Genomic DNA, 12497 nt, shown 5'->3' with positions numbered 1-12497 from the left:
TATTTAATTTTACTTCTGATTATCTTGAAAATAACTGACCTAAACTTTGTTTGGCAATGGAGTTAGCATAGTTGAATTTAATATAAATAAAATTTATATTTTATGCAAAATGAAATCTCATAAATGCTTGTTGTATAGTATAAAATTAAATCTTCAATTGGTTGTTTTTACTACAAATTTATCCTCGAAAATAGTTCATAATTTACTCTTATCAACGCATTTTTTCATAAACCACCGTTCTGGTCATTTATTGGCACCTGAATATAGCCAATCTTTGCCATATATACCCCCCGCTTAGTACCAATACGAGACTATTCTGTTGGAAATTTCACGGATTAGTGAGTTTTGAAAAATCTTGGTTTGGTGGAAACCGTTACTAAAGCCGCAGACGCGTTGCAACGCAGCGGTGGCAATGTAACAGGCGACATAATTATTACTACTGACTCTATGCTGAGTTGGAACAGACACACCGACTTTGCCTCTATCGGTTTTAAAAACACCGGAGATGGTGATGCAGACTCCTATATGTGGTTTAAAACGGGAGATAATGGTAACGAATATTTCAAATGGCAGCATGCCCTTTCTGGAGGACCAACCAATGAATGGATGAGCCTTAAATCTGATAATCTTCGAGTTAGGGGGTATCAGGTCTATCATGAAGGATATAGACCAACCGCTGCGATTATTGGTGTTTATACAAAATCAGAATCAGACACGCGTTATATTCAAGACATTCGCTTTGGTGCTAAAGAGAGTGCGCAAGTACGGGAAAGTTCTGGAGATACAGACGCAAGTGAGTATGCCATTACTGCTGTAATAAATGGAAATAGAAATGAATTAGTTGACACCGTAAACCGTAGGCCAATACAGAAGAAGGTTAATGGCATATGGATGAATATATCCAATATTTAGTAGGGTGATGAATATATGCAAAATATTAAAAATTTTTCCCAATATACACCTGACTCAAAACAAGCCAGAAAAATCATCGAAGATTTTAATGTCATTTATTTGAAGTCAGAAGATGGTCAAGACTGGTATGAATGCCAGAAAAGCTTTAACCCTGACACAATTAAAGTAATGTATGATTTTAATAATGTAATCCGTTCTATATCAGGAGATGTATCAGCTTTTAACCCAGATGGAATGAGTGTAGCTGAGGTAAGTAATCTGCCTGATTCTTGTGATATTTCTGGCAAATGGCAATATATAAATAGCGCTATTATTCCGCGTAAGTACACAAAGGGCGAGTTAGTTGCTCAAGCAGAGAGACATAAAGAAGAATTGCTAGCCCTTGCCAGCAATACTATTTCTCCCTTACAGGATGCTGTTGATCTAGATGAAGCAACTCTGGAAGAGATAGAGCGGCTCAAAGCCTGGAAAAAATACCGAATACAAGCAAACCGCATTAATCCCACCATAGCACCAGATATTGAGTGGCCCACACAACCGGTATAAATAATATAGGCCTGTCGTTCACAAACCGCAGGTCTTTTTCTACTCTGACTCTTTAGGTTAATCAATAAGTGTTTACCTAATGCGCCAGGTCTTATTGGAATGGAAAAAATACCTAGCCATACTTAACCAGGTTGATACTTCAAAAGCATCGAAAATCGACAGGCTAACATAGCCTGTCATCACTGAAAAAAGACCGGGGACAGAATAATGCTCGGTCTTGATAATTGTATTATTCTGGTATTTGTGGCCACTCAATATCTGAAACCATTGAAGTATCAACACGGCTCAGTAATACCACATATTTCTTCCAGGCAAGCAATAATGCTTTTTCTGTGTCTGAGGCCATCTCAGTCTCAATAGCATATTGTAATAAAGTCATGGCTTCATCAGCCTGTTGGCGAAGGTGATAACGTTGTTGTTCTGCTTGTTTAATCTGATTGGCTTTTTGAGCTTCAATGTCCGTTACCCATCTTTCACCGTCCCACTTATCAAAATCAGTGCTTGGCTGTTTGAACGTCAGAGTTTCTGGTAATTCACCTGGTTTAATGATCTCCTTCTGTTCCCCAGTTTGTGTGTCGTAGGCTATTTTTCCTCGATAATCCGGTACAATTTGCCAACTGGTTAAATCAGATGAACGGCAGGCGACATATCCCACTTGGGTTTCAGGTGGCACGTCTGTGCAGGAATTAGCAGGAAGACCGACACCAACGGGAAGATACTCATCAGAACTGTTTAAATATTCCAGCGTAATCGCATCGTAATTAAACACAACAATACTTCCGGTACTGATAGCAATATTATATTTATCCAGTACAGCCTTATTCATCAGGCAATCCTCACAATGTAATTAAATGCCACATTTCGTGGACGTGTTTCTATTCCTGTTGAAGCAGCAATCGCATTATCCATATAACCGAAACCACCCGCTCCCATTCCTATAGCAATGCCTAGTCCGCGTGGATCTATGCCGTAGTTAACGTTTTGGTAGACACTATTGAGAATATAGCTTGGTGTACCCACCTTCTCGGTTCTACCATTTGAGTTGGACCACATCCGTCCAATCCTGTGACTATGTGGAGCAATGTCTGCCAATTGAGAAGATAGGAGATATCGACCAATATCCACCCCACGTCCATCATCCCAGCCCCGAATAAATTCACCACGTAAATCAGGTAATTTACCACTGGGATAAGTTTCCGCTAATTTTGGATATAAAGACTTATCAAAGATTGCCCCATTACATTTCACCCCCCATTTGGTGGTATGTCAGTCGGCCAAGGCAGTGGTATTCCTACCGGGATCTCTTCAAGTACAGACATAAACATTATGCTGCCCTTACAATATAGTTAAACGCTACGTTACGTGGCCTTGATACCCCTATATAAGCTGCATTGGTAGTCCAAGTTGTTGCTGAACCTCCAGAAGCTCTAGCTCTTAATTGAATATCTTTATTTTGGGGAGTATCCCATTGTAATTTCGTACGCTCATTAACTGAAAAGTTAACAACATTATCAGCAGCTTGTTGAATTTCCTGTAGTAAATAAGACCCTTCTTGCCATACCAATAATGTCCGATCCGGATCAACACCACGCTTGTCATCCCAACCGCGAATAAATTCACCCCGTAAATCGGGCAAATTACCACCAGGATAAGCCTTGGCTAATTCCGGAAATTTCGCTTTATCAAAGGCCGCACCATTGCATTGCAACCACCCATCCGGTAGTGTTGCCGTCGGCCAAGGAAGTGGTACACCTATCGGAATCAGCTTTTCTAATAAACCAAGGTTTTTCACAAAAGCATTTTTATCTAGGATATCCGCGCCATTTTGGTTTTTTGCCAATTTACTATTAGCATTATCATAAGCTACTTTTACCGCTTTGGGTGTTGCTGCTGTAGTTTCATCATTACTGTTAATGGCACTATTAAGTTTTGTAAAACCTTTCTCTGTCAACGTGGCATCTGGGTGATTACGGCTTTTTTCATGTTTCTGAATAGAGCTATCTACATAATCACGAGTTGCTAAAACTACAGAGGGATCGATTTTCAGCGTTACCGAATCCGTATTGCTGACAATCAAGATCATTCTGATAGTTTGTGTTCTACCCGAACCTTCCTGTAATTGTGGTTTATAGGTTTCCGGACAGTTTGCTACTGCAATCAAGTTACCTTCACTGTCAAACAGACCAATTTCACGCATCCACCAACCACCCTCACTTTCAGGGATAATTTGTTCGGCAATAATTTGGTTGGTGTTTACCGGGTCGACGCCTAATGTATTAATTGCAGCACGACGCTTTTCATTAACTAATTTTGTCTGATTGACATCAGGATCTGGTAATTTACCGCCACCGTCACCAACAGCCATGTGAGTAATATCGACTTTTGTCCCCAAAGCAGCAGCGTTCGCCAGTTTCGCCGCTCCCAGGTTGGTTAAAATTGCAAAGTATTTCATGGTGAAACCCTCAATGTATCTGTCTCGATCAAATGAATTGCTGCCCCTAAAGGAGCATTGTCGCTAGTTGTTATGACATCAGGGAGATATTGGTAAACAGTGAGGTCATCTCCACTATAACTCGTTGCAGCACAATAAAATTCGCCCTTAACATCCAGGTTGATTGACAAACCTATCAAATGACGACTTACAGGCTTGGCATCAGAAATTAGCCGTTCCAGCTCTAAAAAAGTTTCTTCGGTGATCCCGTTTTCCTGTACTCCTATCGCCAACCGGAATGTGCCCGGTGTTTCGTTGTTCAGCCACCATTCCTTTATTTGAATGAGATAACCAAGCGGTTCTACCACGCGACGGACGGCACCAATGGTTCCCTTATGTTTGTGTAGAAACAGCGAGTTTTTTATCACGTCTCGCTTAGTGCTTACCGACCACTTTTCGTCCCAGCGATCAACCGACCACGCCCACGCCAGATAGGGTAATAACTCTTCAGGGCAAGTATCAGGATTCCAGAGTTGGCGAAGCGGTACTGGAATATTTTGCAATTGTGAACATGCCTTAGCAGCAGCCAACTCCAAAACCGTAGAACCTGTTGGTAACAGGCGGTCATTCATCAGAACCTCCCACTATCAAACCTGGATTTGGTTTGGAACAATCAGCAGTTTGTGTTTTACCTATTTCCAGTTTTGCACCAGTACAATAAGGAGCTTGATCTTTACACAGAATTATGTCCTTCGTCGGGGCTCTCAGTTCTACCTGTTGTACTCCTGAGACATGCAGGGCAGCATAAATGGCAGATAACCGAATATCTCTCCCCAATTTATGTTGATCTAGCACGTACTTATCCATATTTTGTTGAGCCAATTTACGGATAGGTTCAGATTCAGGTGTCGGATAAAGATAAAGCACAGCATCAATTTGATATTCCACTATGTTGGCTGACTGCACTTTTACCCGATCAGCAACTGGTCTGACGTTTTCGTCATTAAGTGCCGCAATCACTTTGTCCAGTAACTCTTGTGAAGCTACACCGCTATGCTCTTTATCTTCTTCGTCTTCTTTATCTTTTTCCCATTTCCATTTCCGCGACAAAACAGTCACCGTCACATTGGCTGGTGATGGGCTGATGACGGAAACATCTGCGACAGTTTGATATTCACCTTTATATTCACTTTTATTTGCATGAATACTTTCATTAACCTTAAGAGCATGATATTCATACGCACCTATTGGCCCTGCAACACTTAGCCCTTCGAAGGCTCTTTGGATGCGATCACGGAAGGTGCTATCAGGCTCCATAACTGCTCGGGTAACGTTATAGTTCGCTCCTAACTGGTCTAAATCGCTATTGGTTGCATAGGCCAACATTACTGCACGAGCAGCTTCATTAACCCGCTGGCGCAATATCAATTCCCGGTAAGCATTTTCCTCAAGTAACTTAACCAGAGGTTCGGATTCCAATTCCAATGTTCGAGTAATAGCATCCCGTTGCTCTTCAGGATAAAGAGATATTAATTTGGCTTTACGTTCAGCCAACAGGCTTTCATAATCCAGTGGCTCGACTACATCAGGTGGCGGCAACTGGCTTAGATCAATGGTCGGCATTGTTTTACCTCACAGGGATAGATAGAGAAAAACCCCCAGGGGACAGCTGATAATGACCAGATATATCTACTGTCATTTTGCCGTCTTGTTGGGTATTTATGGTGATAGCTGTCAGATTAATTCGCGGTTCCCAGCGGCTAATAGCTGTATAGGTGGCTGCCATAATTTGCAGGCGTAGAGCCGCGTTCTGTGGCCAGTCAATTAATTCAGGTAGCAGAGAACCATAAGTACGACGAGCTAAACGACTACCAATGGGGGTTAGTAAGATGTCGCTGACAGACTGGCGTACATGATCCAGATCCGTCAGGCTACGACCGGTTTGTCGATTCATTCCAAGGTACATCATTATACTGGGCCTCCTGTTGTCGCACCGCCTGCCATAACGCCGGTATGTTGGTGAGAATGTAAGGTCACACCATTAGAACTGAGTTTTCCGCCTGTATTTTCAACATTACCTTCCAGTTTCGTGTTTCCTTTCAGAGCCAAATCTGGTGCTTTCAGTTCGATTGCTTTTTCTGCTTCACACTTGATCTCATCTGATTTCAATGTGACTTCTTTTACTGATTGTAATCCAATCTCATAGCCTGCTTTTAATCCAATTCCTTTTATCGCTTCCAACCCAATCTCATAGCCTGCTTGTAATCCTATTTTATTGCGTGCTTTCAGTGTTATATTGGTCGCTTCAAGCGTTATGGAGTTTAAAGCTTGCACCTCAGCAGTCTTAATACCTGTTACCTTTAGGGCACCAAATTTCGGTTCATACTCCATTACTGCCCCATCAGGGAAAACAATATGAACAGCTTGTGCAGAACGACCCGATGGTGCCGCAGATTGATCAGAATAAATGGCTGGTAATCCATCATCAGGAAAATCAATATGGTCAGCTTCTGTAAAAAGAGTCGATGGTTCTGGAAATTGATCAGAATAAACAGCCGGCAATACAAAGGAGGTGGTCAATTCACCGCCAACAGATAACAGCAAAACTTGCTCACCACGGCTGGGAGCCCACCAAGTTCGGGAATTACCTGCTCGCATTGTTAACCAAGGCCGCCAGTCAGTTTCGAGATTGCCTGTTGCAATCCGGCACACTCCCCGGTTGGTATCTACCTTGGTAACAACACCAGTTCTGATCAGATTACGCAATAAGCGCAAAAGTTCTGTTAGTTGTGTATCCATATTTGGAAAAATGCCATTTGGTGGTTGTGGATTTATGTATGAAAGAATGCCAGCAAAGACAGCTGCCAACATCAAAGAGGAATTGTAAGAAAGACAAAACAAGTTTCTTGAAAAGGGAAAAGATAACAATATAAATTAAAAAGCCCTTCCCGTAATTGAGAAGGGCCTTTATGTAATCTATGTTACTAGGTAATTCTTTTGTTAAAGTTTGACTCTAATAGTTCAAAAAATTCAAATTTTCGCTGCTTGACTATATATTAAGTATAACGTTCCAGTTCAACTGTTTATTTATCTAGCCAAAATAGATAAGTTTAATTTCCTGATATATACCTGTCATCTTTCAAGTTGCTTCTTTGTTGGCTGCACTCACTCACCCCGGTCACATAGTTATCTATGCTCCCGGGGATTAGCTCCCTTGCCGTCGCGATGCATCTTGAAATCCATTGGGTATAGAGTGATAACTCTGTTTAAAACCATCAAATTAGTATGGGTATATTTAATCCCATAGTTGCAAAATAGGTTTCGTTGTAGCTGTCATAATTTCCGGCATCTCAACTTCTGTGCCATGTGGCAGAATTACACCATATTCGGCCAAGCCTGGGTTAACTAATAGTACCTGTTCTGTCATGCCTTGAGTCCGACCATAATGACGCCAGCATAAAGCATCAACAGTATCATTCTGCTGTGCAATTATTTTCATTAGGTATACCCCCTCTAATTTAGTCAATATTGTTAAGAGCCTATCTCAATAGGCGTAATTGTTGCAGGCAGTTTGAACACGGACAGCGCGGAAAAACCGGAGCGTACACGTAGTACGTGAGGATTTTGAGCACTGCCCAGGTTCAAAATGGCAAATAAAATAGCCCTATTGAGATAGGCAGTAAGTTAAAGTGTTATGGTGCGCTGAATAGTGGGAGAGAACCAATGAAACAATATTGTTAAGGAAACAGTACAAATGAGAAGCAAGAAGCCACTTTTCAGTGGCTAATTTAATAATTAATCATATCTTCCAAAATTTGCAGAATTCATAGGTAAAGTCTATTTCTCAGCTCATTTTCCAATACAATCATTATCAACTTAGAAACTTTAGATTATTTATCATACAGAATTCCCACATTTATCTGCCGCATTTATTCTTCAAGCGTTTCGTGGTGGTTAATAAGTTGTTTTGCAAGTGGTGTCGACAACTCAGCAATCCAAACTAAAGCAAGTTCTTTATCTTCAGCATGATTACATTCACTGCTCGTTGCCATTCTAGCTATAAAATTAATACGTTGCGCTATTACTGATTCCATAAGAAAGTCCACTGACAAACTTACCTCCGTATAACATAACTGTATATAAGAACAGTACACGTTGATTAGAAAAATTTAAAGTGATTTTTCATCTTTTTTGAGAACTATATTTGATAGTGTTAATATATTAATTATTGTTTTTATTGAAATAATTAATGGTTAAAAAGGTTTCTTTCCGATCACAATCCATTGTAATTAATAAGTTTTTCTTATTTTATCGATTGGAAGATTTTTTCTCTTTATTTAGATGACATAGTTTCACAAAGTATATAGATTGAAATTTATATGCCCATGATGCAATATCCCCTATCGAATCTAATAAATTTATTTGGGATCACTATAGCCCTTAATCAGAGGGCTTTGTGGAGACGGCAAACTCACCAAACTGTACTTTCAATGAAAAAAAACATAACTGAGATAAAAATGGGTGCAGATAGTGGAGGAAAGCAAGCTATCGAACGCCTTGTTAGTGCATATGGGTTTAAATCACGTCAAGCATTGAGCGACCATTTAGGTGTGTCTAAAAGCACAATGGCAAACCGTTATTTAAGGGACAGCTTTCCAGCCGATTGGGTTATTCAATGCAACCTTGAAACCAATGCTTCATTGTTATGGCTAAGCACAGGACAAGGAGAAATGTTCCCTGATGGAGAAGAGAAAAAGGAATCTTTAAAAAACATTATTACCCCGAAAATACAACGCGTTAAATTGGTTGGTGGAAAGCTGAGCGATGACGATCCAGTGATTTTAGATAATCAACTGATTGCCAGAGAAATAAAAAAACCTCTTATTGTCGATAACAATAAAACCTGGTATTTGCTAGATACAAAAGAACCTGATGTTCAAGATGGTTTATGGTTAATTGATATTGAGGGCATGCACAGCATTAAAAAAATTACAAAAATCCCAGTCAGTAAGATCCGAGTTTGTGATAACGACGTAACTTTTGACTGTGCAATTAATGAAATCAACTTTATTGGTCGCGTTTACCTAGTGATTTCCAGGTACTGACACACTTTTCAATTGTAAATAAATTAATTTACTTAGATGTGTAAATCCTATGCTGATGGCAATTCTTTACCCAAAAACGTCCAGATGCAGTGGATTTCATACACAATAGACTCTTTTGCTAGCAATAGCTGATTGTCAACTTATTCCGTTGTTTCTTTATTGTATGTATAGTGCGGCGGAAGTTTTTTGCATAGATAAAGAAACTTGATATATTTTGCATAAATTAAGAACCAATTAGCCTTGGATATTACTAATACAAAATTAAACGTTTAACTAGCCGCACTGCAAACATTAATTTGATCGACAATTTACTTTATTTACTGGAAAATATTTATATATTGTAGATAACGATATGTTGTAAATTAATGATAACTGTTTCCGTGTGTGGCCTTTTGCCAGCAATCTTGCTGCTTGTTGTTGTTCAATGAATGAAAGTGACACTGGTCTACCACCAATTCTCCCTTGGGCACGAGCCGCTATTAATCCTGCATTCGTTCTTTCAACGATTAATTCCCGTTCCATTTCAGCCAGTGCACTCATAACGTGAAAGAAAAATCGCCCCATAGAAGTGCTGGTATCAATGCTATCAGTCAAGCTTTGAAAATGAACACCGCGTTCACTTAAATCAGAAATTAAAGTTACCATATTTTTTACACTACGCCCCAATCTATCTAGTTTCCAAACAACTAGAGTGTCACCTTTTTTAAGTTGTTTCAAAGCTCGTTTTAAACCTGGTCTGTTGGATGTTTTTCCACTAATTTTATCCTCAAAAATTTGCTCACAATTTATACTTATCAATGCGTTTCGCTGTAAATCACTGTTTTGGTCATTTGTTGACACCCGAACATAGCCAATCTTTGCCATATGTAACCCTGCCTAATACCAATATGAGACTATTATTGTTGAAATTATCACGGATTGGCGAGTTTTTAAAAACCTTGGTTTGGTGGAAACCGTGAATTTGGCTCAAGGAGCAGTACCAAATAGCCGGAAAGTGAATAGCAAAGTTCTGACTGAGGATATCAACATTACGTCTCAGGATATTTTTAATGAGCAGGCGATTTATTTGGGTGATAAGGCAAATTTGGATAACTACAAAATACCAGGGATTTATTACCAAGATTACAATATTTATGCCCAAAATGGTGCTAACTACCCTGAATCGCTTGCTGGTTCACTTGTCGTTCTGAAAAATAATGCTGTGACTCAACGTTATTTTGTTTATAACAGCAGCCGGATATATACACGCAGCCAATATCACAATTTACCATGGACACCTTGGGCCCAAGAATATAACACGCTTAATAAACCCACCGCGTCGGATATTCAGAGTGAACCGCGCGATACCACCACGATTGATCTTACTGGCCTAAATACTGAACGTTATTATCCGGTTTGGTGGAGCCTCCCACCTAATGTCGGAGCGAATTCTTGGTTAACACTTCATAGACCCTATCCATATGATGCAGAAAAAAAACCATTCGGTGAAGGTGTGACACATGTTGCCGGATTACTTGCACAAATAGAAGGGGGGGATGTTCCGTGGGGAGGTGATGCCCGCTATCTTAATATTAAACGCATAAATCAAACCTATCGTAAAACGGTAAAAGCAATCCGTCACGCCATGATAAGCATCGCCAGACCCGTTGACGGCAAATATCCCCTTTATGGCGATGTAAAATCCGGTGATATTGTAGATTGTTACGTTTATAGTGGTTGTTATTTACGTGGTGGTTTAACCTATTTTACGACCAGCAATTTTCAGTCAATCCGTTATTCACGTGAAGAAGGAGAGACAGAAATACATAGATGGTCAAGTGAAGATCTTAAGCGGGAAATGAAGTGGATGGTGAAATCATTAGCCATCAATGATCCATTATTAGGTGAAGAATATACTGATAATACAATACCTTATTCTCTGGATTATGACACACGTTATCAAAAGAAACCATAATGAGGATATATGATAATATTAAATAAACTAATAGACAAAAATGGCTATGAATATGTTAATGTGCCAGCTGAACCCCATCAATTAATCTCAATGGGTTTCAGTGTTCAAGAAGCTAAAGCATTATATCAGAAGGCCATTATCGAACAGAAAAATAAAGCCTATCACCGCCAAAAATATTATTTATTAGAACAAGCAACAATTAAAATGGCACCATTGCAAGATGCCATTGATTTAGGCATTGCTACTGATAACGAAATAACAATGTTGATGGAGTGGAAGAAATATCGCGTTGCATTAAATCGAATGGATACCACGGCACAAGATATTGAATGGCCAGAACAACCAGAATAAAATGAATCATTTTTATGGTGGTAATTTTTAATTAAATTTAATATTACCATCTATAAATAGCCAGCCATATTAAGTTGGCTATTTATATAATTTAAATTTTTTCATTATATATTCCAAATAATACCGCTGATTTTATAGTCATCAATTCTTATTGCAGAGAAATTATTATTTATAATTTTCTTCTTCTTATTAGTGATTTTTATGGATTACCAGGAGACATTGAGTGTTACTGGTTTAATTACAATAATATTTAATTAAATATAGATACATAAAGTTCTGAAATTAATTATGAGTTTTTAACTTCAAGAATTAAAAACGTTTTCTGAAAAAGATGTTAATGAATTTAATATAAAAATAGTTTCAGAAACGATAAATAATTAAAATTTAGTTTATAAGTCTTAAATCTACGGCCTGAAAAACAGGCCGTTATTATTTTATTCTGGCTTTTCAGGCCAGTTAATATCTGGCGCTGATGAAATATCAATTCGGCTCAGTAATACTAAATACTTTTTCCAATCTAACAACAATAGCTTTTCTTTTTCTGAGGAGAATTCAATATCTACAGCATGTTGTAACAATGTAACTGTTTCATTCGCTTGTCGTAATAGTGCTGCCCTCTGCTGCTCTGCCTGTTTAATCTGGCTATCCTTTATAGCATATTTATCAGTTACCCACTGTTTACCATCCCATTTATCAAAATCAGTGACAGGTTGTTTGAATGTCAGATATTCTGGTAGTTCACCTATAGCAGTAATTTCATATTGTGCTAGGGTTTGCATGTTATAAGCTATTTTTCCTCGGTAATCAGGTACAATTTGCCAATAACTTTTATCTTCGTTGCGGCAAACAGCCATGTCATCAGAATCTGGAAGTTTTGGTGCATCTGGATAAGAATTAGCAGGAAGTCCTACTCCTTCCATTAGATATTCTGGTCTGGCACCAATAAATTCTCTGGAATAAGGCTCTGCATTGTAGATTGTCAACCACCCAGACTTGGTTGCTAATCCGTTATTTCCCAATATTGCGGTTTCTGGTTCTAAGGAATATTTTTGTTTCTGTGTTGTCATTACGCTGCTCTCACTATGTAGGGAACCTCTAAAAACTTTTCACAGCCACAAAATTGAGTAAAATGTAGGCACAGTACATCTCTGCAAGGTAGCGCTGTCATGATACCGCCTCGTTCTGCTTTAAAAAAAGA

At 39.0% G+C, this 12497-nt stretch carries 16 protein-coding genes and 1 pseudogene; 6 read left to right on the top strand and 11 right to left on the bottom strand.

All coding sequences use genetic code 11. From position 1 onward, the window contains the following. Positions 1-345: 345 nt before the first annotated feature. From ACGF49_RS20575 to ACGF49_RS20565, 3 genes are all read left to right on the top strand, one after another. Positions 346-912 (top strand): hypothetical protein, encoded by a 567-nt coding sequence (locus tag ACGF49_RS20575; RefSeq protein WP_271859695.1) that lies wholly within the window; start codon positions 346-348, stop codon positions 910-912. A gap of 15 nt (positions 913-927) precedes the next feature. Continuing rightward, the gene (locus tag ACGF49_RS20570) at positions 928-1458 is read left to right on the top strand and encodes a tail fiber assembly protein (protein ID WP_271859696.1); all 531 of its coding nucleotides are present in this window, start codon (positions 928-930) and stop codon (positions 1456-1458) included. A gap of 79 nt (positions 1459-1537) precedes the next feature. Beyond that, entirely contained in the window at positions 1538-1630 is a 93-nt protein-coding gene (locus tag ACGF49_RS20565; protein ID WP_113041867.1) for a tail fiber assembly protein, read from the top strand. A gap of 57 nt (positions 1631-1687) precedes the next feature. Here ACGF49_RS20565 and ACGF49_RS20560 read toward each other — a convergent pair whose 3' ends face one another. The 9 genes and pseudogenes from ACGF49_RS20560 to ACGF49_RS20520 all read right to left on the bottom strand — a co-directional run bounded on the left by ACGF49_RS20560 (position 1688) and on the right by ACGF49_RS20520 (position 7983). Next, positions 1688-2284 (bottom strand): tail fiber assembly protein, encoded by a 597-nt coding sequence (locus ACGF49_RS20560; protein WP_271859697.1) that lies wholly within the window; start codon positions 2282-2284, stop codon positions 1688-1690. Positions 2285-2549: 265 nt separating this feature from the next. Then, positions 2550-2756, bottom strand: a pseudogene (locus ACGF49_RS20555) (phage tail protein); the annotation flags it as partial. 26 nt (positions 2757-2782) lie between these two features. Then, positions 2783-3910 (bottom strand): phage tail protein, encoded by a 1128-nt coding sequence (locus ACGF49_RS20550; protein WP_113041865.1) that lies wholly within the window; start codon positions 3908-3910, stop codon positions 2783-2785. After that, positions 3907-4521 carry a phage tail protein I gene (locus ACGF49_RS20545; protein ID WP_036783328.1) on the bottom strand — a complete coding sequence of 205 codons (615 nt, stop codon included), beginning with the start codon at positions 4519-4521 and terminating at the stop codon, positions 3907-3909. Before ACGF49_RS20545 ends, ACGF49_RS20550 begins: the two co-directional genes overlap by 4 nt. Further along, a complete protein-coding gene (locus tag ACGF49_RS20540; protein ID WP_113041864.1) occupies positions 4514-5512 on the bottom strand; it encodes a baseplate J/gp47 family protein in 999 nt (332 codons plus the stop codon). The genes ACGF49_RS20545 and ACGF49_RS20540 overlap by 8 nt, the downstream gene beginning before the upstream one ends. 4 nt (positions 5513-5516) lie before the next feature. Then, the gene (locus ACGF49_RS20535; RefSeq protein WP_271859702.1) at positions 5517-5858 is read right to left on the bottom strand and encodes a GPW/gp25 family protein; all 342 of its coding nucleotides are present in this window, start codon (positions 5856-5858) and stop codon (positions 5517-5519) included. Next, positions 5858-6688, bottom strand: a complete 831-nt coding sequence (locus tag ACGF49_RS20530; protein WP_271859704.1) for a phage baseplate assembly protein V — start codon at positions 6686-6688, stop codon at positions 5858-5860. The genes ACGF49_RS20535 and ACGF49_RS20530 overlap by 1 nt, the downstream gene beginning before the upstream one ends. A gap of 496 nt (positions 6689-7184) precedes the next feature. Continuing rightward, positions 7185-7388, bottom strand: a complete 204-nt coding sequence (locus tag ACGF49_RS20525; protein WP_011144439.1) for a tail protein X — start codon at positions 7386-7388, stop codon at positions 7185-7187. A gap of 430 nt (positions 7389-7818) precedes the next feature. Then, positions 7819-7983 (bottom strand): hypothetical protein, encoded by a 165-nt coding sequence (locus ACGF49_RS20520; RefSeq protein WP_191214813.1) that lies wholly within the window; start codon positions 7981-7983, stop codon positions 7819-7821. Between the two features lie 396 nt (positions 7984-8379). Between ACGF49_RS20520 and ACGF49_RS20515 the strand changes: the two genes are divergently transcribed. Beyond that, the gene (locus ACGF49_RS20515; RefSeq protein ID WP_113041862.1) at positions 8380-8994 is read left to right on the top strand and encodes a phage repressor protein CI; all 615 of its coding nucleotides are present in this window, start codon (positions 8380-8382) and stop codon (positions 8992-8994) included. 291 nt (positions 8995-9285) lie between these two features. Here ACGF49_RS20515 and ACGF49_RS20510 read toward each other — a convergent pair whose 3' ends face one another. Continuing rightward, entirely contained in the window at positions 9286-9858 is a 573-nt protein-coding gene (locus ACGF49_RS20510; protein WP_271859827.1) for a recombinase family protein, read from the bottom strand. Between the two features lie 91 nt (positions 9859-9949). Between ACGF49_RS20510 and ACGF49_RS20505 the strand changes: the two genes are divergently transcribed. Further along, entirely contained in the window at positions 9950-10948 is a 999-nt protein-coding gene (locus tag ACGF49_RS20505; RefSeq protein WP_387492514.1) for a pyocin knob domain-containing protein, read from the top strand. Positions 10949-10957: 9 nt separating this feature from the next. Continuing rightward, entirely contained in the window at positions 10958-11299 is a 342-nt protein-coding gene (locus ACGF49_RS20500) for a tail fiber assembly protein (protein ID WP_113041859.1), read from the top strand. A 434-nt stretch (positions 11300-11733) separates the two neighbouring features. On the opposite strand, the gene ACGF49_RS20495 is transcribed toward ACGF49_RS20500, so the two are convergent. Beyond that, positions 11734-12366 carry a tail fiber assembly protein gene (locus ACGF49_RS20495; RefSeq protein WP_191214811.1) on the bottom strand — a complete coding sequence of 211 codons (633 nt, stop codon included), beginning with the start codon at positions 12364-12366 and terminating at the stop codon, positions 11734-11736. Positions 12367-12497: the final 131 nt, after the last annotated feature.

The sequence above is a fragment of the Photorhabdus sp. RM96S genome (genome assembly GCF_042879335.1).
GTDB classification, from domain to species: domain Bacteria; phylum Pseudomonadota; class Gammaproteobacteria; order Enterobacterales; family Enterobacteriaceae; genus Photorhabdus; species Photorhabdus kayaii.
Note: the sequence above shows the minus strand (reverse complement) of the source record. Positions and strands in the feature narration are given on the sequence as shown.